The sequence below is a fragment of the Vibrio sp. MED222 genome (assembly GCF_000153005.1).
Taxonomy (GTDB): Bacteria; Pseudomonadota; Gammaproteobacteria; order Enterobacterales; family Vibrionaceae; genus Vibrio; species Vibrio tasmaniensis_A.
Genome location: NZ_CH902606.1, coordinates 305984 through 332256, shown reverse-complemented (window position 1 = coordinate 332256; position 26273 = coordinate 305984). Strand labels below are relative to the sequence as shown.

Genomic DNA, 26273 nt, shown 5'->3' with positions numbered 1-26273 from the left:
ACCATGAGTAACACTGGTGTTGTCACCCAAACAAATGATGATGACGAGGTTTCGAGACGCCATTGGATCGCCCTTTTTGGCGGCTTAATCGGCGCGTTTATGGCGATCTTGGATATTCAGATCACCAACTCGTCTCTCAAAGACATTCAAGGTGCGCTGTCTGCCACCTTGGATGAAAGCTCGTGGATCTCTACGTCTTACCTAGTCGCAGAGATGATCGCTATCCCACTCAGTGGTTGGCTTTCTAAAGCGTTCGGTAAACGCCGTTATATCACGTGGACGACGGCCATCTTCACCATTTCATCTTTGCTGTGTTCATTCTCTTGGAATATGACCTCAATGATCGTGTTCCGAGCGATGCAAGGTTTTAGTGGTGGCGCTTTAATCCCGCTTGCTTTCTCGCTAGTGATTCAGCTTTTGCCTGTCAACAAGCGTGCCGTGGGTATGGCATTGTTCGGCGTAACGGCGACGTTTGCTCCGTCTATTGGCCCAACGTTTGGTGGCTGGTTAACAGAGAACTTCTCGTGGCACTATATTTTCTACATCAATATTCCGCCCGCTCTACTCGTGATCACCATGATCCGATATGGCTTAGACGATGAAAAGCTCGACCTTGGCACGCTGAAAAAAGCGGACTGGTTTGGTATCGCGACCATGGCGTTAGGGCTCGGTTGTTTGGAAGTCGTGCTAGAGGAAGGTAACCGTGAAGAGTGGTTCAGTTCGAGCTTCATCATAGGCTTGAGTATTGTGTCTGCAGTGAGCTTAGTTTACTTCGTGATAAACGAACTCCAACACAAAAAGCCATTGGTGAATTTGCGGCTATTGCGGGATGGGCAATTTGCTATGTCTTGTATCGCCTATTTGATTCTAGGGATGGCATTGCTCGGCTCTATCTATGTGCTGCCAATGTATCTCACTCAAATTCAGCAATACAATGCGATGGAGATTGGTGAAGTCTTGATGTGGATGGGTTTCCCACAGTTGTTGATATTCCCAATCGTTCCTAAGCTGACGCAAATCATTAAGCCTAAGTACTTAGTGACCTTTGGTTTCGCGATGTTTGGCTTCAGTTGTTACGTGAATACACATATGACGATTGATTTTGGTGGCCAACAGTTGATCTTGTCCATGGTTCTGCGCGCTATCGGTAGCCCGTTTATTATGGTTCCGCTGTCTTTGGTTGCGATGAAAAACATCAGCAAAATGGACACGCCTGACGCTTCGACCTTAACCAACGTAATGCGAAACCTAGGGGGTGCTTTTAGTATCGCGATTATTGCTACGTTGTTAGATAACAAAACGCGCGAGCATTTGGCGCATATCAAAGAGTCGCTGCCTTCAGTTAGCCAATTGGGTTGGCAAACGCTCAAAGATCAACAAGCGTTCTTTATTCAATCAGGAAGTGATGCCGCAACGGCGATGCAACAAGCGCAAGCTAGCCTACTTGGCACAATGCAACGTGACGCTGCCATTATGGCTTACAACGATGTGTTCTTAATGATGACGGCGTTCTTGGCTCTAGCTGCAGTATTGATTCTAAATATGCGTGATTAGCGCTAGAGTTTTGTTTAATAAAGCTTCAAGAAAAGAACAACATTTCGAATAAAAACTCGAACAATAAAACAGAGAGGTTAGCTTACCGGCTTGCCTCTTTTTTATTTCTAAAACACGTATAACCCAACGAAAATCAGGTAAAAGTAACCTGCGTTTGAAGTCTTTCATAAATGTTATCGAATACTCCTTAATTACCAATAGTTTATTGAGTGTTTGTCTGTGATATTGGCACCTTGACAATGTGCAACTTGACACCTAAATTAAAAATAACATTTGGTATTGAGGAAAATGGATTTGACCTTACCACCTGACCTACGAGTTTTAATTGTCGACGACTCCAAGAGTGCAACTATTCTTATAAAGCAGCAACTCTCGAGCTTGGGCATTGCACATGATTGCATCTTTATTGCGACCGACTATCGACAAGCAATTAAAGCGGTCGAGACTCACTCTTTTCATGTACTCCTCATCGATTACCACCTAGAGCAATTCTTCACGGGCTTTGAACTTTTGGGTATTCTGTATCGAAATAGGCTCATCGACCATACGGTTGCGACAATTTTACTCTCTGGAGATATGCGTCAAGAAACGGTATTAACTGCCCTGTCAGGCGAGGCACACCATTTCGTTTCTAAACCGATTCATACTCAGAGGTTAGGTAAAAAGATCCAAAGTGCTGTGTCCATCTCGAAGAAGCTGACACAACTGAACGAGTTATATCCGATCACCAGTCAGGATAAATTGGCTCAAGCATTAGCGGTCTCGCCTAATGGCACTAGCGTTCAATTCGAAGCGACACTGATTGAACATTTAATTTCAGGTAAGAATTGGCAATTGCTCTCTAGCGTCATTAACAACTCGAAAACCAACATGCACCCGACAAAACTGGTTGCTGAAGCTCTGATTCTCGACAGTTTAGGCAAACAGGAGCTAGCCATAGATAAGCTCCACAACTTTCTGATCGCGCAGCCACTCTCATTGAGCGTCATTGATTGCTTAAGCTGTATCTACGAAAAACATAAGATGCTGCTTCCTGCTCTGAAATTAGCGATTCGTGCATTTGAGATGACACCAAGTATCAGCCATCGTGCAATCAGGGCGATTGACTTGGCTGAGAACGCAGACAACACACGTATGATCATAAAGTTAGGTGAGATGTATGCGACCCATATTTCAGCTGCTGACATTGATGTCATTCACTCCATTTGTGCGCACTTTAATTCGTTAAAAGCGACTTATCAGCGCGAGACGCAACTAAAGTACAAACGTATTTTGCTTGAGCACGCCAACCAATTCACCGAATTAGTAAACCTGAAACTTCCGGTAAAACAACAGCAGCAGGTTTTAGCCAGCCTTGCCCTGTTTCAGAGCAGTATCTTGCTGATCGAAAATAGCCCTCAGGTTGCCCACAAAAAAGTGATTAGAGCTTCAACGCTGTTAGCGAATAATTTCCACAGCCAACCAACTTACTTGCTCGCTCAACTATTACCACTGCTCGTCCATTTTGGGGAGTACTCTCTTTATCACTTAGCAGTGGAATGTCTAAAATCTCGTGGAGAAGCAGTAAACCACAAACTTGAGTCCAAAAATGTCGACCCTTCAACTTGTATAAACATTGAAAACTTTGGGTCAATACAGGAATTAAAAGACTATATTCACAGTTACCCATATTCAGTTGCCGCCAAACTTGACTATATATATGCCGTTCATAAAGCTCATATAGATGAAAAACTTAGCGACGACTATTTAAGAGAAATTTTACAGTTAGAACTTCCTCCAAAATGGAATCAATGGATTAGTGATTCATTAAGATCTGGTTTTTCGAGTAAGCCGCCTAGCCCATTTTCAACATACAGCCAACAGGAGTCTATATGCTAGATATCGATGCCTTAAATGCCTACTTAGATAATGACAGAGAAATAATCTTCGCTGTATTGTCTGTGTATCAAGAAGACCATGGCAATTCATTAGAAGAGATACAAGAACTGGTACAGCAACAAGATTGGGGCAAGCTTCATTTTATCGTACATACATTAAAAGGCATATTAGCCAGCTTCGGCGAAGAAACAGCTACAGCGGCCTTAGAAAGAGTCGAGCAAAACACATCCAATAAACTAGCACCTCAAACGGATGACCTTTCGGTTATCTACAGCGAAGTAAAAATCATCAATCAACAAATCGATGATGTGCTCAGCACTTATTAGTCGATAGAACTAAGAGTTACGTGGTGAAACTTAGTAGCCAAAGGAGTTGAGGTATTTGGAAACATTGAACCTCGACTCTTGTCATTTTCTCTCTCAATGATATAGCTAATCCACGCCTATAAATTCATGGTATTTATCTAGATAAGCTCAAACATAGCAACACTTTATAGACCTCCTACATACATGTCTTGAACAAAAAACCGTCACACTCGATGGGATGCAAAATAGTTAAATATTTGTAGATTTTTTTGTGACATAAACATACGAAATTGCATTTTATTTATTGGTAAAGAAGAAACTGTTACCTACACTTAAATGAAACCAAGTGTTATTCACCTGGTGACATAATAATAAAATAAATAAAACGTTCAGTCGGCTAGATAAGGACAAGGAAATGAACAATGACAATTTTGCTGCGTTTCAGGGGCTCACGAATGAAACTCCCATTAAAGAATCATTTTCAACTGCTACAGAACCTTATGCTCACTATCTAAAGGATATCGTGGGCATTGATCTGTTATCGCGTGAAGATGAATTGTATTACGCAAAGTTGAATCGTGCGGGTGACAAACATGCACGTGACATCATGATCGAATCGAATCTACGCCTCGTTGTAAAAATCGCAAAAAGTTATCTAAAACGCAAAGGCAACAACTTCACACTGCTCGACCTTATCGAAGAAGGGAATATTGGCTTAATCAAGGCCATCGATAAGTACGATCCAGAACCCGGCTATCGTTTTTCCACTTATGCTGTGTGGTGGATTCGCGAAAATATTGAAGCGGCCTTAATGAATAAAGGTCGTACCGTTCGCTTACCTGCTCATGTGTGTAAAGAAATTAATAGCCTTGCATCAAAGAAGCTCGATGTAAGCAAAAAAATGCGCAAAGAAATCTCGATCTCAGAATTATCGAATATCTCAGGCGTAAAAGCTGAACGTGTCGATCAACTGGTTGCGTTAAGCGGGTTTATTGACGTAACAACGACGGTTGGTATCAGCCACGCACCACTTGTACTTGAACAGTGCGAAAGTGAATACATCCCCGATCCTCAACAAGACTGTGAAGACCAATCATTTACACATGCGCTAGAGCAGATCATAAACACACTGCCACCTAAATTGCAGAAGGTTCTTATTCACCGTTTTGGTTTCTTCGACAACAAGGTGAAAACACTGTCTGAGGTTGGACAAATGTTGGATGTGAATGTCTCTAATGAGCGAGTTAGACAGATGCAGAAAGAAGCGGTCGAGAGGATTCAAAAACGACTGAAATTTGATGGTTGGGTCTAAGTCGCACCTGTATAGAATTAGGTGAAAATAACGGTCAGTAAAAACTGTAACGTTAAGTAAAGAAAGAACCTTAAGGGTGAGCCTCAAAGCTTGCCCTTTTTGTTTGCCTACTTTCTTAGCAAACTTGAGTCATCATAAGCGCTCAAAACAAGCAATCATAGTCAGCGAACCCAGGCTGCGTTTAATCACCTTAACGAAGTGGCTCTTTCGCTGCGTAGAATGAGGTAATTAACATAGGTGGTTTCAAGGCAATCTTGTTCCCACAAAGATAGGATACGCTTAGTGGCAAAGTAATAGTCTTTGTTCCTCAATAACATGCCAACCGTGCGGCTAAGTTTCTCAAATCGAACTTGGTCGCTTGCCGCAATGTAATCGTCATCACTTTGAATAATGGGAGCCAAACCATCGGCAAACCAATTATTTAGAATTTCTCGCATCTCCAATTCAGACTCAGGAACATCCACACTCGACAACTCACGATGTTGAGGTGGTGGTACGATGTATTTCGACGCTTGTGGCGAACTGACATATCGATACATGTCGTCCCTCCTTTTAATTAACTCTTCTAATAATTAAGGACATTTTTATCTGTTCTCAAGTTTATTTAGCGAGACAAAAACAAATAAAAAAGCCACGCAAAGGCGACGCTGCATGGCTTTAACGAGGGCAACATCACGCTGCCCTGCCTACTTGTCGGTTTAGACTAAATGTCGGTTCAGACTAAAACCAAGCCCTCTCGATTAAATCGAGCTTTGGTCGAAGTCGTTGCCTTGATCGGTTCCAGTTTGAGAATCTGAATCGAAGCTTCCAGAGTCGTCCGTGAAGTCAACACCTTGATCTTGACCACCAGAACTTGTCCAATCGCTACCGCCGGATTCCATACCCGCCATGTCTGGTTGCTGCTCTTGAGTAGAACCTTGCATGGTGTATTGATCATCGACTTCAACGTCCACAGAGCCGCTTGCACCGTCTATTGAGCTACCCAATTCGTCATAACCTTGGAATTGGATCTCGCTAGTACCTTCGTAACCCTCAGGAAGTTCAACCGATACAGACTGCTCTAAGTTGCCGCTGATTGTGAAACTACCATCACCGTTATCCAATGCGTTACTCACAGTAGATCCCTCAGGTAAGCCCGACATTTCAGCATAATCAACCGATTCGTTACCACTCACCTCATCTGGAATCGAGATAGAGATAGTATCGCCCGGAGCCGCCGTTACATCAGCCACGCTGTCTTCAATTTCAGCATCCTGAGCTTGGTCATCAGCTTGTAGTGCGACTTCCACTTGCTGCTCTTCCGTTGCTTGAGCGGCTTGTGCTTGTGGTTCATCACTCTGTGCTGAGTCATCGGCTACTTGGATACTTAAGCTATGGCTCGACACCTCACCACCATCGTTAACGTCGACATTCATCGCTAAGTTGCCGTCAAAGTCTTCGTTTGGCCAGTAAGTCCACTCACCTTCGCCAGATTCAGCAAAGAAGCCTGCATCGTTCGCGTCTGCAACATCAACAACTTGTGCAGAATCGCTCACGCCTAACTCATCCACCAGCTGTGACTCGGTGATAGTTAGTGAACCATCATCAGCTAAGTCATAACCTTCACTCGCCGCTGCTTCATCGCCACCTTGAATATCCACATTGAAGAAGCTTTCGATGCGATTTTCGCCATCAGTCGCTATAAACCCAACTTGAACATCGCCGGTGTAGTCTTCAGCAGGTGTGAATTGATAGTTACCTTGGTTATCGCTCTCAATTACGCCTTGACCTTCCATCAAGCTCACTGACTCAATGCTCAAGCTATCGCCTTCTGCATCGGTCAGGTTCGCTAACATGTCTTCATCAGTGAACGACAAGGTTGCATCCGCCGCGATTTCCGTCGTCGTGATGCTGTTAACTTCTGGTGCTGCATTCTCTTGCGAGTCGCCTTCTTTCACGACTACGCCAGTTTGCTCATCATGAAGCACGCCATCTTTATCAACTACGTAAGCAATGTCTGCTTCGCCAGTGAAGCCTGGTGCTGGTGTGAACGTCCAAGTGCCATCGCCATTATCGACAATCTCACCTTGGCTGCGGTCAGCAAGATGAACCAGTTTCACTTCATCGTCGCTGTCAGCATCCACATTCTCAGCTAATCCGATTAGGTCATCAGCGGTTAGGATGATGGAATCACCCGCCACGGTTTCGAAGTCACCAGAATCGATGCCATCTTCAAACGCTTCTGGCTCATCTCCGTAATCAACCGTTGTTGCGCTTACGGTTACGAAGAACTCACCATGGAAGTCTTCAGGCGGCGTCATTTGAATGTTTGAGATATCCCAGTCGAACAGGTCGATGTATTGACCCGGCTCAGTGATCATCACGGTATTCACACCATCGGTTACCTCGAATCCAACAGGGAAACCTGTCATCACTAGGTTACTTAGCGTTTCTGAATCATCGACTAGTCCAACGTTCAGTCCCAAGTGACCCGTTTCATCTTCACCGAACACTAATGGACCGTCATGGTCAGTTGAAATAACCGCGCCATCTGCGACAGGACGTACGTACACTGGAACATCGAGAACCGTTTCGAATTCACCATCACTCACGACAACTTGTAGGTCAGAGACGCCTGCAAAGTCGCCTGTTGGTGTGAATGTCCAAGTACCATCACCGTTGTCTGTTACTTCACCACCATCTTCACCGTCTGCGGTAATAATGCGTGAAACAACAAGGTCAGCGGTATCAATGTCACCGAACAGGTTCATCAAGTCGCCAGCATCGAAGGTGAACGCGCCATCTTCGTTTGTGGTCATCATTGCGTTACCGACGTTAAACGGTGCGTCGTTAACAGGAATGACATCCACATTCAGCGACCCATCAACCACTTCTTCACCATCAGTTGCCTGATAACCCAGTTCTACTAAGCCATTGAAGTCTTGCGTAGTCACTAAGTGATACATGCCGTCTGGTTGCTGAGTTAAGGTTGCATTGGCTGGAGCACGAACCGTGATGCTTTCGATGCTGATCTCATCACCATCAAGGTCTGTGACTTGATCCGCGATGTAAGCCGGGTCAATCACCATGACTACATCTTCTTCGCCTTGCATCTCAATCATTGGTGCTTCAGGTGCATCGTTCACTGGCGTGACATCGATGTTGCCGTCGACTGAGATTGTCTCTTGGCCATCGCTAACGTTAAACGTCATTGGCACATCGCCATTGAAGTTTTCGTTTGGTGTAAATGACCAAGTACCATCTTCGTTGTCTAGCAACTCACCTAAGCTAGGGTCGATTTGTAGACCCGAAGCTGACAGCTCATCTGCGGTGTTATCGATGTCGGTAGCTTGAGCTAACAACATGTCTTGTGTGATAAGGATGGTGCTGTCTTCGGCTGTGGTTAGTTTCACATCCTCAGATTCAGGTCCATCGTTCACAGCCAGAACTTCGATTCCTGCCGTTGTTGTTGCAGTTGCACCGTCATCGTCGGTTACAACCACATCTAGGCTGATATCACCATTAAAGTTCTCGTTTGGCGTGAAGGTCACAGACCCATTATCGTTTTGAACCAAGGTGCCGTCAGAGCCTGAGTAAGTCACGCTTTCAAGCGACACTTCACCATCAACGTCAGAGCTATTAGCAATCAACTGCTCAGGGCTAATAGTAATCGTGCCATCTTCGTTCATTTGGTAAGACGTAGAACCCGCTACCGGCGCATCGTTAACATCCGTTACCGTCACACCAATATTGGCATCGACTGTCTCAGTGCCATCAGACACTGTGAAGCCAAGGTTTACATCGCCATTGAAGTTCTCGTTTGGAGCAAAGCTGTAAGTGCCATCACCGTTGTCAGTGAACACACCCTCTGCGCCCGTGTAAGACACATCCGTGATAGATAGGTCATCACCATCAATATCCGCAGCGCCTGCTAATAGGTCAGCGTCAGTGAAGGTTAACGTACCATCTTCCTCAACGGTAAAGCTCTGGTCAGCAGCCGTTGGTAAGTCGTTCACTGGGTTAACGGTTAGGTCGACGCCAGCTTGGACTGTCTCGATACCGTCTGAAACATCGAAGCTTAGGTCTATGTCGCCGTTGAAGTCAGCATCCGGAGTGATAGTAAATGAACCATCATCGTTCGCTGTTACGGTCGCATTGTCACCTGCAGATAGGTTGCTTGCGGTCAGTGCATCACCATCAACATCGGATGCGTTAGCCAGCAACTGCTCTTGAGATAGCGTAATTGAACCATCTTCATCAACCGAGTAAGCCACGTTTCCGGCCACTGGTGCGTCATTAACAGCAATGACTTCAATACCAGCGGTAGTCTGAGCCGTCGCACCGTCGTCATCAATAACCGTCACATCAAGGTTGATGTCGCCGTTAAAGTTTTCGTTTGGTGCGAACGTTACCGAACCATCTTCATTTTGAACCAAGATACCGTCTGCACCTGAGTAACTCACGCTATCAAGCGACACTTCACCGTCCACATCGGAGCTATTAGCAATCAACTGCTCAGGGCTCAATGTGATAGTGCCATCTTCGTTCATTTGGTAAGACGTTGTGCCTGCCACTGGTGCATCGTTAACGTCTGTTACCGTTACGTCGATATTTGCATCAACCGTCTCTGTACCGTCAGATACTGAGAAGTCCAGACTTACTTCACCGTTGAAGTTTTCGTTTGGAGCAAAGGTGTAAGTGCCATCGCCATTGTCGGTAAACACACCCTCTGCGCCAGTGTAAGACACATCAGCAACTGAAAGCTCATCACCATCAATATCAGAAGCACCCGCTAGCAGTTGCTCGTCTGTAAAGGTAAGTGAACCATCTTCTTCAATGGTGTAAGCGACATCTTCTACAACCGCGATGTCATTTACTGGATTCACAGTAAGCTCGGCCGTTGCCACAACCGTTTCAGTACCATCAGAAAGGTCGAAGCTTAGATCAATGTCGCCATTAAAGTCGGCATCCGGTGTGATAGTAAATGAACCATCATCGTTTGCCGTAACGGTCGCGTTATCACCTACGGTTAGGTTCGCCGCGGTAAGATCATCGCCGTCCACATCCGATGCTTGAGCAAGTAGCTGCTCTTGGCTTAACGTGATTGAACCATCTTCATCCACTGAATAAGCCAAGTCACTTGACACTGGCGCGTCGTTAACCGCGATAACTTCAATACCCGCAGTGGTTTCAGCCGTTGCACCCTCTTCATCAGCAACGGTGACATCTAGGCTGACATTGCCGTTAAAGTTTTCATTTGGTGCGAAGCTGTAAGTACCATCACCATTGTCAGTAAAGATACCGTCTGCGCCTGAGTAGGAAACGTCGCTAACGGATACATCACCTTCAATGTCTGAGCTGTTCGCAAGAAGCTGTGCTTCAGAGACGGTAATCACGTTATCTTCGTCAACGCTGTAGGTCGTTGAACCTGCAACCGGCAAGTCATTAACAGCAATGACGTCGATACCTGCGGTTGTTTCAGCGGTTGCGCCATCTTCATCCATAACAGAGACATCAAGACTGATGTCACCGTTAAAGTTTTCGTTTGGCGAGAAGGTGTAAGTACCATCACCATTATCAGTGAACACACCATCTGTGCCGCTGTAGCTGACATCGCTAACAAACACTTCCCCTTCAACATCTGAGCTGTTCGCCAGAAGTTGCGCATCGCTTAGGGTAATGCTGCCATCTTCTTCAACAGTGTAAGCGGTAGTTCCGGCAACCGGTACGTCATTAATTGGCACAACTTGAACATCAATATTCGCCGATACAACATCCGTACCATCACTAACATCGTAAGTTAGGTCGACACTGCCATTGAAGTTCTCGTTTGGAGCAAAGGTGTAAGTACCATCGCCGTTATCCGTAAACACACCTTCGGTGCCTTCGTAGTTAACAGATTCAACAGAAAGGTCGTCGCCATCGATATCCGTTGCACCAGCGAGTAACTGCTCATCAGTGAAGGTTAATGAGCCATCTTCATTGATGGTGTAGTCATGGTCGTAAATAACCGAAAGGTCATTAACTGCTGTTACGGTAACGTCAAGTTCCGCAGGTGTAACCCCTCCGTTGCCATCGTCCACGTTGTAGCTAATGGAGAATTCACCGTTGAAGTTCTCTTCCGGAGTAATGGTGTAAGTGCCGTCACCATTATCAGTGATAAGAGCGTTCTCAATTGAAACATCTCCAACACTTGGTTCATTACCACCCGTCTCACCAGAATCATCACCTTCATCGCCGGTTAGCAATTCAGAGATATCAATGCTGTTTTCATTCGCGAGCGCTTCTTCTGCCGTTGGCAAGTCGAATGCATTTTGAGTGCCTACGTCTTGGCTTGGAACAATAACGCCGTTCACGATATCGAATACATGCCAGTGGTCACCCGATGGGTTTTCAGATAAGTCCGGACTAAAGGTTTCAACCAATGTATCGCCAACAAACACCTGAACCTGTACATCTTCAACACCATCCACATCCCAACTTCTGCTGGTGTAGTTGTGTACTGAATAGTGCATATCAGCATCTTGATAATTTGGAATAGTGATGGTTTCAGGACCACCACCATTCGTGTCATCTACATCTTGCTGAACGACATTACCTTCACCCAAATCATGGCTCATGTCGCGATAGTAAATATGGTCTAGCTCGTTGCCATTTTCTGTATCGTAGAGCCATAGATGGTTGTCCATATCACGTGGGCTTTCACCCCATGTGACCACGATACGCATATCGGTTTCTTCAAGTACTTCAGATATTGCAGTTACGCCACCGTTGGTATCTTCACCAGCTGGAACTAGGAAGCTGCTAGTAATAGAGCCTTCTTGTTCAATAGTAACGGTACCTTGGTCAACAACAGGACCGCTCACAGAGTAGTTACCGGATTGATCCGTCACCGCCGTGTAAGAATGACCTACGTTGTCGGTTAGCGTGACATCCGCACCTGCGATTGGATTGCCAGTTTCAGCATCCAACACAGTACCGGTAACGGTCGTTTCATCGCCTTGCTCTCCGATAATTGCGGTCATGTCATCGTCTTCAATGTCAGTCGCGAATTGTAGGAGCTCTTCTTGAGTAATGGTGTATGAACCGTCTTCTTCAATGGTTATCGCCACATCAGCAGAAACAATTGGCGCGTCGTTCACTGGGTCAACGGTCAAGCCTAAGTTAGCGGCAATTGGTGTGTCGCCATCGCTGATGCTGTAGGCAACATCGATGTAGCCATTGAAGTTTTCGCTTGGAGTGATTGAGAACGTGCCATCGCCGTTATCGACAATCGTTGCATCGTCACCCACTAAGGTTAAGTCGGAAGCGACAAGGTCATCGCCCTCAATATCAGCGGCATTCGCAAGTAACTGCTCCTGCGTGATAGTGATGACATTATCTTCATCAACGTTCGCATAAACATCGTCGTTAGTTGGCAGGTCATTAACAGGGTTTACCGTCAGATCGGCGTTCGCCACAATCGACTCAGTGCCGTCCGAAATATCAAAGCTTAGGTCGATATCGCCATTGAAGTTCGCATCTGGCGTTACCGTAAAGGTGCCATCGCCATTATCAACAACGGTTACATTATCACCTGCGCTTAAGTTGCTTGCGGTTAGGTCATCGCCATCCACATCAGATGCTTGAGATAGCAACTGCTCTTGAGTCAGAGTAATGGAACCATCTTCATCAATGCTGTATGCCAAGTCACCCGATACTGGTGGATCGTTAATTGGAAGAACATCAATGCTTGCCGTCGTGGCCGTCGTTGCACCATCCTCATCGGTCACCACCACATCGAGGCTAACATCGCCGTCGAAGTTTGCGTTCGGTGCAAAGCTGAATGTTCCATCGCCATTGTCAGTAAAGATGCCGTCAGCGCCTGTGTAGTTCACGCTATCAATCGCTACTTCACCTTCAATATCAGAAGAGTTCGCCAACAGTTGCTCTGCACTGATGGTGATAATTTCATCTTCGTTCACTGAGTAGCTGGTAGAACCTGCGATTGGCGGATCGTTCACCTCAAGTACGGTAATTCCAGCTGTGGCCGCTTCTGTTGCTCCTTCTTCATCGGTAACAACAACCGCTAAGCTCACATCACCATTGAAGTTCTCGTTTGGTGAGAAGGTGTAAGTGCCGTCACCGTTGTCTTCGAACACACCGTCACTGCCAGTGTAAGCCACGCTATCAATCGCAACCTCACCTTCAATGTCTGAAGAGTTGGCTAATAGCTGTTCGTTACTGATCGTGATTGAGTTGTCTTCATGCACAGTGTAAGACGTACCACCCGCCACTGGTGGATCGTTCTCTGGCGTCACACTCACATCAATGTTGGCTTGAACCGTATCTGTGCCATCTGACACATCAAAGCTGAAGTTCACATCACCATTGAAGTTCTCGTTTGGCGCAAAGCTGTAGCTTCCGTCGCCATTATCAGTAAGAACACCATCAGCACCCGTGTATGTCACACCTTCTACCGTCAGGTCATCACCTTCAACATCCGTTGCACCTGTTAACAGGTCAGCGTCAGTGAAGTTAAGAACCCCATCTTCACCAATAGTGAATGCTTGGTCTTGTGGCTCTGGCGCGTCATTGACTGGTGTTACCGTCAAGTCTAGGCCAGCAGCGACCATCTCTTCCCCATCGGTGACATCGTAACTAAATTCGATATTACCGTTGAAGTTTTCACTCGGTGTAATGGTGAAACTGCCATCGTCGTTCATTTGAACGGTCGCATTTTCATCATTGGTGGTTAGGTTGATTGCGGATAGATCATCACCATTAATGTCGACAGCGTGCTCTAGCAACTGTTCTTGAGTTAGCGTGATGCTGTTATCTTCGGCTGTAACGGCACTGATATCACCATCAACTTCTGGAGCATCGTTCGCTGGAGAGATATGAATCGTCACATCTTGCGTTGCCGTTGCGGTGGTGCCCGTATCAACATCAGTCGATGTCGCATTCACGGTTAGAACCACATCACCATTGAAGTCACCTGAAGGGATAAACTCTAGCCCTTCTAGCTCACCTGGTTGCAATGACCATGTGCCATCACCATTATCGGTACCTGCAGAAAGCGAACTTCCCTCTGGTACATCTTCAATCAAGATAGCGAAATTTTCTGAACCATCGGTATCGGTTAGCGCCGCATCAATATCCAGTGGTACTGGCGTATCTTCGGTACCAATAATTTGGTAATCCGCATCAGACACTGTGATTTCAATGTTATCGATGCCAAACGACTCATCACTCACACCTTGGTTCAAAGTTGAACCGAAGCCAAGTTCAAGTTGGCCATCTTCAACTGGTACCGTTAGGTTTATTTGGTGCGCTTGGTCATTCCAACCACTGAAACCCTCACCTTGCGATACGCCGTGAACGACTTCACCCACTTCATTGCCAGCTGAATCGTACAACGTTGTCGTGCCATCTTGAGTTTGGAACGCCGAGTTGTCTAACGAAGTAAGCTCTTCGCCGCCGACAAAGATTTGGAATGACTCACCATCCCAAGAATCAATTTCATAGAAGCTAAACGAAATATTAACTTCGCTCACATCACTTGGAATGTCGTAAGTTTTGCTGACTGCTTCATCGCCACCAGTGCCACCAATACGACCTAGCATGTCTCCTGATTCGAAGCCTTGTGAGCTTTCAGTGCCTGTATTCCAGCCGTTCGAGCCAGACTCGAAGTTGTCTGAAGCAATCACCAAGTCAGACGCAATAGACAGCTCTGGCATATCAACCACAGATTGAACATCAATCATCGCTTCTGCTGGTACTATCGCTGTGCCGTCATTCACATCGAAGGTCACATTCACATTACCATCGAAGTTTTCATTCGGTGCGAATGTGTAAGTACCGTCGCCGTTATCAACCAAAGTACCGCTATCTGAAGCCACATTTTCAACCGATAGGTTATCGCCATCAATGTCGCCCGCATTTTGCAGCAGTTGCTCTTCTGTGAAGGTAAAGCTGGTGTCTTCTTGAGTCACAAATTGTGGCTCACCGACTGTTGGCAAGTCATTAACTGGGTTAACCGTTAGGTCAGCTGTTGCTTGAAGCGTCGCATCACCATCGGTAATGTCGAAGTTCAAATCAATGTCGCCATTGAAGTTAGCATCTGGCGTGATAGTGAAACTACCATCATCGTTTGCAGTAACTGTCGCATCACCACCAACGGTTAGGTTAGCCGCTGTTAAGTCATCGCCGTCAACATCGCTCGCTTGAGCAAGTAATTGCTCTTGGCTCAAGGTAATCGAACCGTCTTCCTCAACGCTGTATGCCAAGTCTCCTGATACTGGAACATCATTGATTGGTAGGACATCAACCGTAATATGAGTATCAACTTGAGCGCCGTCTTCATCTTGAATGGTCACATCCAATTGCACTTGGCCGTTGAAGTTTTCATTCGGTGCAAAGCTACATGTGCCGTCACCATTGATTGAGAAGATTCCGTCTGGGCCGTCGTAGTTGATCTCAACAAGTTGTACGTCACCTTCAATATCAGAGGCGTTCAGCAGAACTTGAGACTCATTAAAGGTCAGTACCGAGTCTTCATCGATAGTGTAAGACGTTGGGCCAGCAACTGGCGGATCGTTCACTTCTAGAACCGTAATGCCCGCAGTCGTCGATACGACTGCATCGTCTTCATCTACAACAACCACATCTAGGCTAACTTCGCCATTAAAGTTCTCGTTTGGAGAGAAGGTGTATGTACCGTTACCGTTGATTTCAAGCACACCATCACTGCCACTATAGGTAACACTATCAATCGCCACTTCCCCTTCAATATCTGAAGAGTTCGCTAACAATTGTTCGTTGCTGATCGTGATGGAATTGTCTTCATGAACCGTGTAAGACGTGCTACCCGCGACAGGTGGATCATTCTCTGGCGTCACGCTGACATCAATGTTAGCGGTTACCGTATCGGTACCATCTGATACATTGAACGAGAAGTTTACATCGCCATTGAAGTTTTCGTTTGGCGCGAAGCTGTATGTACCATCGCCATTATCGGTTAGAACACCATCTGCGCCAGTGTAAGTCACACCTTCAACGCTTAGGTCGTCCCCTTCAATGTCCGTCGCACCCGTTAATAGGTCTTGGTCATTGAACGTTAACACGCCATCTTCACCGACTGTGAATGCTTGGTCTTGTGCTTCTGGACCATCGTTCACTGGTGAAACTGTTAGCTCTAGGTTGGTAGAGACAACATCATCGCCATCAGACACATCAAACGTAAAGCTAACATCGCCATTGAAGTCAGCATCTGGCGTTAATGTGTAAGTACCATCCCCGTTATCTGTGATAGTTACGCTGTCGTCATCAGTCGCTAAGTTAAGCGCTGTTAGTTGGTCGCCATCTAAATCACGAGCATTAGCTAGCAAGTCTTCTTGCGTAATGATGATAGAACCATCTTCTTCCACTGTTGCTGCAACAGGAAGTGCTTCAGGTGCATGCTCAATGTGTGCGCCTGTCGCGTTAATGTAAATGGTTTGGGAAACCGTTTCAGAATCATCATTCGATAACTCTGTCGCAGTTGCGGTTACATGAACTTCAAGCTGCTCATTGAAGTCTTCTGGTAACTGGATCTGTAGCGCATTTTCGATAGCCGTTGTTGGTAAGTTCACCGTACCATCAGGACCAACCGTCACTTCACCACTGTAGATTTGGCTGTTCACTTCACCCACATCGATTGTGAAGTTGAAGTCTGAATAGTCAGCATCACCGCCGCCATACAAATCTTCAAATCCGTAAACGAGCTCGCCATCTTCATTAACAGTGGTACGCGTATGTTCGATACCATCTTGGTTTAGTTGAGCGCTTGAACCACCATGGAAGATCGCGTCACCATTCTGCCCTTGAACTACAGTTTCAGTGCCATCGGCAGCAACAAATACAAGTTGAGGATCAACCGTATCCATTTTCGCAGGTGAACCATCCTCAGCACGGAACTCGTACTGACCGTCTTGCATCGCGTCAAAGTCATTGTGCTGATGTCCGTTTGGAATCAAGAACAGATTGAAACTTTCACCTTCTTCAACTTGGAAGCTGAACTGGTCTTGTCCTGGAACAAGGTCACCGCCGCCGCCAAATTGTGACGCGTTTTCGTAAACAACCTCAACACCCGTGATATTACCGTCTTCATCGACTTTGTAGTAACCCGCTGCGTTTTGGTAACCTGCCGTTTCACCTTCAAACGTTACTGTAATTTCAGTGTCGTTGTAACTGGTGATGCCGTTCTCTTGGTCATTCAGAACGCCTTCGTTATCGTATTGAATAACCGAACCTTCTGGCACACCATCAACCGTTACGGTAAGTGTTTCAGACAAGTCTTGATCGACAAGCGCCGCTGCAATGTTCAGTTCAACAATGCCGCCTGGCTCAACCAGAATTGCTTCATCATCAACGTTAACGCCGTCGCCATCGGTTATCACAAGATCCGGTGCATCCGCGACCGCTTCAATATGAACGCTAATGTCTTGTTCTACCTCATCAGTGCCGTCGGTAACCGTAAAGCTGAACTGCAGGTCACCACTAAAGTGTTCTTCAGGAACGAAGCTAAACGTGCCATCACCGTTATCGGTTACCGTGCCTTCATCACCAGAGTAATTGATGCTGGTAACGCTAAGGTCATCGCCATCAATATCAATCGCACCGCTCAATAGATCTTCTTGAGTGAACAGGATGCTGCCATCCTCTTCGATGTGGTACATGCCTGGGGCAACAATTGGAATGTCATTCACCGGATTCACGGTCAATGTCATGTCATTGGCGGTACTTAGCTCACCATCACTCACTTCATAGGTGAATGCGATATCACCATTGAAATTTTCCGAAGGTGTTACTGTGTAAGTACCATCGCCATTGTCTACGATACTTGCATTCGGATCGTTGGTTTCTAGCGCGCTAGCAAACAGTTCATCACCATCTTGGTCACTCGCGTTCTCCAGCAACATCGCTTGTGTAACGAGAATTGAACCATCTTCGTCGACATCCGCAACCATTGGTGTTACTTCTGGTGCATCATTAGCGAACTCAACTTTTAGGTCGATGTTTGCAGCCACCACGTCGGTGCCGTCACTCACATCAAACGTTAAGTCAACATTGCCGAAGAAACCCTGCTCTGGCGTTAATGTGTATGTGCCATCACCATTGTCTGTCACATCTACCGTATCACTCGCACTTGTCACGTTCAGTACAGAAAGCTCATCACCTTCAACATCTGACGCTTGTGCTAGTAGTTCAGCTTCTGTAATGGTGATCGCTTGACCGTCTTCCGTAGTGAAAGACATGTCTGGAACGTCTGGTGCATCATTGATAGGGTTTACGGTTAGGTTAAGGTCAGCTGCAACAGTTTCGATCGCGTCAGTGACATCGTAAGTAAATTCAATCTCACCAAAGAAATCAGCACTTGGTGTAATCGTGAAGCTACCGTCTGGGTTTTCTACAACAACCGCATTTGGATCGTTGGTCGCAAAGTTAACCGCTTCAAGGTTATCGCCATCGACATCCGTTGCATTCGCTAACAGATCCTCTTGAGTGATAGTGATTGAACCATCTTCATCAACAGCGGCTTCAATTGGGCCGCTCACTTCAGGGCCTTCGTTGACAATTTCAACGTCTACTCTTGCAGTACTTGGTGCACTGGCTTGACCGTCACTGATATCGAAGGTCAGATTCACTTCACCGTAGAAGTCCTCTGCAGGTTCGAATGTGAAAGTATTGTCTCCATTGTCTGTTAATGTACCTTGTGATTGGTCAACAAGCAGTAGATTCTCAACATGCAGGATATCGCCATCAACATCGGTCGCGCCAGACAATAGGTCTTTCGCTTCGATGATCATAGAGCCGTTTTCAAGCATTTGGGTGTGCAATGGCTCGCCCGGAACTGGCACATCATTAACAGGTACAACGGTCAGATCTAGATGGGTTGCAACTTCATCGGTACCATCGAATACCTTGTAATCAATGTCGATTTCACCATTGAAGTTTTCATTCGGCATGAAGGTAAATGTACCATCACCATTGTCGACTAAATCACCGTCATCACCACCGTAAGTGATGTCAGAAATAGACAGCGCATCACCTTCTACATCTGTGGTGTTCGCCAGTAAATCATCAGCACTGAACGCAATACCTTGGTCTTCGTCTGTCGATAGAACCATTGGACCAGAAACGATTGGCGCATCATTCACTGACTCAAAGTTGATGTTAATTATGTTGTCATCAGTCAGTTCACCATCAGAAACTTGGTAACCCAGCTCAATTTCACCGTAGAAGTTTTCATCTGGTGTCACCGTCCAAGTACCATCACCGTTGTCAATCAGTGTTGCATGCTCTGAGTTTTCACCCACCAGCTCAAGATTTTGAATATCAAGGTCGTCACCATCAATATCTGATGCTTGTGCCAGTAACTGTTCTTCTGTAATCACAACAGAAGCAAATTGAGCAGAACCTTCAGTATCGATAGTGATATTAGGAAGATCAGCCGTTAGCTCAATTTCGTTGTCACCCGCGTGGATGTTCAACTCAACCGTTTCGGTAATTTCTGAACCGTCTACACCAATCGATGTGAACACGGCTTCATCATGACAAGTTTGTGACACGGTCATGTTTTGAACAACATAAGTACCATTTCCTTGAACTGTACCGAGTTCAAAGTAAGACACTGGTTGGTCAACCGTTAACGTGTAGTCTGTCTCGAAAGTACCACGGTCTTCTTTGTGGTAAGTCATCGAGTCAATTAGGTCACCGTCCTCATTGAACGCTTTGATTTCTACTTCCGTAAAGTGACGCGATTCTTCCATGAACCAACCACCTAAACCATCTAGGTGGAAACTGATTTCATTGATGTCTTGACCTTCAACTGAAATAGTCAGTTTTTCATCACCACTCAACCCTTGGCGATCGGTATCACCAAGGCCGTGACCTATGTGGGTGTTACCATTCCAAGCACCAAGCGGATCATCGTTACTTTGAACCGTAACCGTTAAATCACCATCCGAGAACTCACGAGTGTAAGGGTCAACTTCTGTACCCCAATCGTCTACGCTAGCGTTATCGTCGAAGGTACCAATTTGCGTAGTATGTGTGCCTTCAGCAAGAGCCCCCTCACTTGGAACAAAGCGTACTTCTGTATCAGCCGGTACTTCTTGCCCTACTTCCAGCACCACCCACTCATCATTAACATTCGCTTCAATGATGCCGTTTTCTGGCGCTTGGTCTAAACGTAGTGCAGGTTCTTCACGAAGCGTCACACCAACCGTTTGATCTTCTTGCGCTTGGATGAAGATCTCTTCGCCCGCTTCTGGCGCATCATTAACTGGATTAACCGTTAGATCGAGAGTGGTCAGAACTTCATTGTCACCATCATTGATGCTGTATGTGAAGTCCAACTCGCCATTGAAGTTTTCTGTGTGCGTGATGGTGAATGAACCATCGTCATTAGCAACAATTGTCGCGTCAGGGTCGTTGGTTTGCAGGTTAGACGCCGTTAACTCATCACCCTCAACGTCAGTAGCATTTGCAAGCAGCTGCTCTTGAGTAATAGTGATTGAATTATCTTCGTCGACTTCTGCTTCAATACCGGACGTTTCAGGGCCGTCATTGACAGCAATGACATCAATGCCCGCTGTCGTTGTCGCCGTTGCACCGTCTTCGTCAACGACGACAACATCTAGTGAGATGTCTCCGTCGAAGTTTTCATTTGGCGTGAAGGTGTAGGTGCCATTACCGTTATCAACGAACGAACCATCGTCACCAGCGTAAGTAACGCTCGATAGAGCAACATCACCCTCTACATCTGAAGAGTTCGCTAATAACTGTTCATCACTGATCGTGATTTGGCCATCTTCTTGAACTGTATAAGCTGTCGAGCCCGCTACAGGAGGATCGTTCTCCGGCGTTACACTTACATCAATAACAGCTGATGTTGAATCAGTACCGTCAGAGACATCGAACGAGAATTGAACATCACCATTGAAGTTCTCGTTTGGAGCAAAGCTGTATGTGCCGTCGCCATTATCGCTAAGAACACCATCTGCACCTGTGTAGAGCACGTTTTCAATCGACAGTTCATCACCGTCAATATCCGACGCGCCTGCAAGCAGATCAGCATCGGTGAAGAGTAACGTACCGTCTTCTTCAATCGTGAACTCTTGATCTTCCGCTTGTGGCAGGTCATTAACCGGATTCACAGTAACGTCTAGGCCAACTTGAACTGAACCACCATCGTTATCGATGATATCGAAGTTCAGATCTAGGTCACCGTTGTAGTCTGCGTTCGGTGTGATGGTGTAGCTGCCATCATCATTATGTTGGATGGTCGCATTTTCATCAGTAGATAGATTGATAGCTTCTAAGTTGTCGCTATCAATATCACCTGCTCTTGCTAGCAATTGCTCTTGGCTTAGCGTGATGGAGCTATCTTCATTGATGGTGTAAGCCAAATCACCCGATACTGGCGCATCATTGATTGGCAATACATCAACGTTAATGTGTGTTTCAACCGTTGCGCCATCTTCATCTTGAATGGTCACACCCAGTTGAACCTGACCATTAAAGTTTTCATTTGGTGCAAAGCTGCATGTACCATCACCATTTACAGTGAAGATACCGTCAGAGCCATCGTAGTTAATGCCAACAAGTTCTACATCGCCTTCGATATCCGAAGCATTCACAAGAATCTGAGATTCACTGAACGTCAGAACCGAATCTTCGTCAATGGTGTATGACGTTGGACCCGCAACCGGTGGATCATTCACTTCTAGAACGGTGATGCCCGCAGTGGTTTCATCAATCGAACCGTCTTCATCGGCAACAATAACGTCAAGGCTGATATCGCCACTGAAGTTTTCATTAGGAAGGAAGGTGTAACTGCCGTCACCATTATCTTGGAACACACCATCTGTGCCGCTGTAAGTTACGCTGTCAATCGACACTGCACCTTCAACGTCAGAAGAGTTTGCTAGCAACTGCTCATCAGAAATTGTGATGGCATTGTCTTCGTTGACCATGTACGAGGTTGAACCCGCAACTGGCGGATCGTTCTCAGGCGTCACACTGACATCAATGTTAGCGCTGACCGTTTCTGTGCCATCAGACACATCGAAACTAAAGTTCACATCGCCATTGAAGTTTTCATTTGGCGCAAAGGTATAAGTACCATCACCGTGGTCGGTCAGTACGCCATCACCACCTGTATAGCTAATACCTTCAACGGTTAAGTCGTCGCCATCAATATCGGTGGCACCGGTAAGTAAGTCGGCATCTGTAAATTGCAGCGTACCGTCTTCTGCAATACTGAATTGTTGATCTTGAGGAACCGGCAAGTCATTAACTGGGTTAACAGTAAGATCGGCGGTTGCTTGAACTGTGTCAGTACCATCAGTGATGTTGAATTGAATATCAATGTCACCATTGAAGTTCTCATCTGGCGTAATCGTGAAGCTGCCATCGTCGTTAGCTACAACTGTCGCATCACCACCAACCGTTAAATCGCTTGCTGTTAGGTCTTCACCTTCAACATCAGACGCTTGAGACAACAGCTGATCTTGGCTCAGTGTGATTGAACCATCTTCGTTAACGCTGTAAGCCAAATCACCCGATACTGGCGCATCATTGATTGGCAATACGTCAACATTGATGACGGTTTCAACTTCTGCACCGTCTTCATCACGAATGGTGACATCAAGCTGAACTTGGCCATTAAAGTTCTCATTCGGAGCGAAGCTACAAGTGCCATCACCATTTACTGAGAAGATTCCCTCAGGGCCATCGTAGCTAATACCCACAAGCTCAACATCCCCTTCTACATCTGAGGCATTAAGCAACACTTGAGACTCACTGAAGGTCAGTACTGAGTCTTCATCAATGGTGTAAGACGTTGGACCCGCAACCGGTGGATCATTCACTTCTAGAACGGTGATGCCCGCAGTGGTTTCATCAATCGAACCGTCTTCATCGGCAACAATAACGTCAAGGCTGATATCACCATTGAAGTTCTCGTTTGGCGAGAAGGTGTAAGTACCGTTACCGTTGATTTCAAGGACACCATCACTACCCGAGTAAGTCACGCTGTCTATCGATACATCACCTTCGATGTCTGAAGATGTTGCCAATAGTTGTGCATCAGAGATGGTAATCGAATTGTCTTCATTAACTGTGTAAGACGTAGAGCCAGCAACTGGCGGATCGTTCTCTGGAGTCACGCTAACATCAATGTTTGCAGACACCGTATCGGTGCCGTCTGAAACATCGAAACTAAAGTTCACGTCGCCATTGAAGTTTTCATTTGGCGCAAAGCTGTATGAGCCATCACCATGGTCTGTCAGTACCCCATCAGTCCCTTCATAACTGATGCCTTCAACCGTGAGATCATCACCCTCAATATCGGTTGCACCGGTTAGCAGATCTGCATCAGTAAACTGCAGCGTACCGTCTTCTTCAATGCTGAACTGTTGATCTTGAGGAACTGGCAGGTCATTGATTGGGTTAACGGTTAAATCGGCAGAAGCTTGAACCGTGTTAGTACCATCTGAAATATCAAAGCTGATATCGATATCGCCATTGAAGTTCTCATCTGGCGTAATGGTAAAGCTGCTATCGTCGTTTTGAATAACTGTCGCATCGCCACCAACCGTTAGGCCACTAGCAATTAGATCATCGCCTTCTACGTCAGATGCTTGAGACAGTAGTTGCTCTTGGCTTAGACGAATCGAACCGTCTTCATCGACTGAGTAAGCAAGGTCGCCTGATACTGGTGCATCATCGACTGCTGTTACGCTTACATCAATGTTTGCAGCAACCGTGTCTGTACCGTCTGATACATCGAAGCTGAAGTTTACGTCACCATTGAAGTTCTCGTTTGGCGCAAAGGTGTACGTGCCATTACCGTTATCAGTAAGAATGCCATCGCCGCCATCGTAGGTCACACCTTCAACCGTTAGGTTGTCACCTTCAATGTCCGTTGCGCCTGTTAATAGGTCGGCGTCTGTGAACAGTAAAGTACCGTCTTCTGCAATACTGAACTGTTGATCTTGAGGGACTGGTAGGTCGTTTACTGGGTTAACGGTCAGGTCTGCTGAAGCTTGAACGGTATTGGTGCCATCAGAGATATCAAAGCTGATATCGATGTCGCCATTGAAGTTCTCATCTGGCGTGATGGTGAAACTGCCGTCATCGTTAGCTACAACCGTCGCATCACCACCAACCGTTAGGTCGCTCGCTGTCAGGTCATCGCCTTCCACATCTGATGCTTGAGAAAGCAGCTGCTCTTGGCTTAGACGAATTGAACCATCTTCGTCGATTGAGTACGCTAGGTCGCCCGATACTGGCGCATCATCAACAGCTCTAACACTCACATCGATGTTGGCAGAGACTGTATCGGTACCATCTGATACATCGAAACCGAAGTTTACGTCGCCATTAAAGTTTTCATTCGGTGCGAAGGTGTATGTGCCATTACCGTTGTCGGTAAGAATACCGTCGCCACCGTCGTAGGTCACACTTTCAATAGTAAGGTTGTCACCTTCAATGTCCGTTGCGCCGGTTAACAGGTCTGCATCAGTGAAGATTAACGTGCCGTCTTCTTCAACGCTGAACTGTTGATCTTGAGGGACTGGTAAATCGTTAACTGGATTAACCGTAAGGTCTGCAGAAGCTTGAACCGTGTTGGTACCATCAGAGATATCGAAACTGATATCGATGTCACCATTGAAGTTCTCATCTGGCGTGATGGTGAAGCTGCCGTCATCGTTCGCAACGACTGTTGCATCACCACCAACCGTAAGATCGCTGGCTGTCAGGTCATCGCCTTCAACATCAGATGCTTGTGATAGCAGTTGCTCTTGGCTTAGGCGAATCGAACCGTCTTCGTCGATTGAGTACGCTAGGTCACCAGAAACAGGCGCATCATCAACCGCTGTCACGCTCACATCGATATTGGCTGATACCGTATCGGTTCCGTCAGAGACATCGAAGCCGAAGTTTACATCACCATTGAAGTTTTCATTCGGAGCGAAAGTATATGTACCATTACCGTTGTCGGTCAGGATACCGTCGCCACCATCGTAGGTCACACCTTCAACAGTAAGGTTGTCACCTTCAATGTCGGTAGCACCTGTTAACAGGTCTGCATCGGTGAAGATTAACGTGCCATCTTCTTCTATTTCAAACGTTTTATCTTCTGGTACAGGTGCGTCATTAATAGGACGAACCGTTAAATCAATTGCGCTACTTATGGTTTCTTGGCCGTCACTGATATCAAAAGTAAGGTCTAGCTCGCCATTAAAGTCAGCGGAAGGTACAACTGTGAACGTACCGTCACCATTATCTTGAACCGTTGCATCTGCACCGACTTGAACGTTTGAAGCAACAAGCTCATCACCATCAACATCACTTGCGTATTCGAGTAATTGTTCTTGAGTAAATGTTATGGAGCCATCTTCATCCATGATGTAAGCCAGATCTTGTTCAGCCTCCGGAGCATCATTTTCACTTTCCACCTTGATTTTGAACGTTTCACTTGTTGTCTCAGAATCAAAGTCATCTTCTACTTCACTGATGGTCTCTTCGTCAGAAGCTTGAACATCAACGGCGAATGTCTCTTCTACTGTCTGTGAATCGAGATCATCATCGACTTGTTGGCCATCAGATTCAGAAGATGTAGCACTCGGAGCTGCAGAGGTACGTGCTGCTTGGCCTTGTTCTTCATTACCCTCAGCGTCGGATCCACCTGTCGCAGCCTCTGCGTTATCGCCACCTACGGCTTGAGCGCCAGCACCTGCTCCGCCACCACTGCCAGCAGCATTATCCGAGCCAGCTTCCGAAGCCGCACCACCGACTACATTAGATTGAGCTGCATCTGAATCTCCATCGCTTTCTGGCGTCTCTTCTTGAACAGCAGCACCAGAAGCTGCTGCTTCTTCTGTATTACCAGCACCACTTGGATTGTCTTCCAACGCTTGGTTCACTTCGTCTGCCGCGTCGGTATTTTCAGCACCCGTCGCTACCGTCGACGCAATCGTGTTCTGTTGATTTTGTTGATTCTGCTGTTGGGAGGGCGTACCCGCGTCGTTCGTGTCCGTCTGTTCTACCGCGTCATTGAGATCTTCATTTTGGTTGTTTTGGTTATTTTCGCCTGCCATTACAGCCTCCGTTGCTACTAGCTAACTGATCGTATTTAGAGGCATTAAAGGACACCATTTTAAAAAACCAAGTTTTTATACAACTTTTTTCATATTTTCTTTTTTATGCATAAA

The 26273-nt window shown here is 46.2% G+C and carries 6 protein-coding genes and 1 pseudogene; 4 read left to right on the top strand and 3 right to left on the bottom strand.

All coding sequences use genetic code 11. The features are described from left to right. Positions 1–3: 3 nt before the first annotated feature. From MED222_RS21185 to MED222_RS19890, 4 genes are all read left to right on the top strand, one after another. A complete protein-coding gene (locus tag MED222_RS21185; protein ID WP_032555013.1) occupies positions 4–1554 on the top strand; it encodes a DHA2 family efflux MFS transporter permease subunit in 1551 nt (516 codons plus the stop codon). 288 nt (positions 1555–1842) lie between these two features. Further along, the gene (locus MED222_RS19880; protein WP_032555012.1) at positions 1843–3432 is read left to right on the top strand and encodes a response regulator; all 1590 of its coding nucleotides are present in this window, start codon (positions 1843–1845) and stop codon (positions 3430–3432) included. Continuing rightward, complete coding sequence (locus MED222_RS19885; RefSeq protein ID WP_009844988.1) at positions 3426–3758, top strand: Hpt domain-containing protein; 333 nt, start codon at positions 3426–3428, stop codon at positions 3756–3758. The genes MED222_RS19880 and MED222_RS19885 overlap by 7 nt, the downstream gene beginning before the upstream one ends. Before the next feature lie 394 nt (positions 3759–4152). After that, positions 4153–5049: a sigma-70 family RNA polymerase sigma factor gene (locus MED222_RS19890; RefSeq protein WP_009844985.1), complete on the top strand. Its 897-nt coding sequence runs from the start codon at positions 4153–4155 to the stop codon at positions 5047–5049. Positions 5050–5234: 185 nt separating this feature from the next. Here the strand turns inward: MED222_RS19890 and MED222_RS21180 are convergent, their stop codons facing one another. From MED222_RS21180 to MED222_RS22795, 3 genes and pseudogenes are all read right to left on the bottom strand, one after another. Next, entirely contained in the window at positions 5235–5588 is a 354-nt protein-coding gene (locus MED222_RS21180) for a hypothetical protein (protein WP_012600731.1), read from the bottom strand. A gap of 201 nt (positions 5589–5789) precedes the next feature. Continuing rightward, entirely contained in the window at positions 5790–24701 is an 18912-nt protein-coding gene (locus MED222_RS19895; RefSeq protein ID WP_442852138.1) for a tandem-95 repeat protein, read from the bottom strand. Next, positions 24675–26159 (bottom strand): annotated as a pseudogene (locus MED222_RS22795) (tandem-95 repeat protein); the annotation flags it as partial. The pseudogene MED222_RS22795 and the gene MED222_RS19895, both read right to left, overlap by 27 nt. Positions 26160–26273 lie beyond the last annotated feature (114 nt).

Bases quoted from the DNA above. Each gene is read 5' to 3' on its own strand.
- MED222_RS19890 (WP_009844985.1), top strand. From the start codon at position 4,153: ATGAACAATGACAATTTTGCTGCGTTTCAGGGGCTCACGAATGAAACT.
- MED222_RS19880 (WP_032555012.1), top strand. From the start codon at position 1,843: ATGGATTTGACCTTACCACCTGACCTACGAGTTTTAATTGTCGACGAC.
- MED222_RS21185 (WP_032555013.1), top strand. From the start codon at position 4: ATGAGTAACACTGGTGTTGTCACCCAAACAAATGATGATGACGAGGTT.
- MED222_RS19885 (WP_009844988.1), top strand. From the start codon at position 3,426: ATGCTAGATATCGATGCCTTAAATGCCTACTTAGATAATGACAGAGAA.
- MED222_RS21180 (WP_012600731.1), bottom strand. From the start codon at position 5,588: ATGTATCGATATGTCAGTTCGCCACAAGCGTCGAAATACATCGTACCA.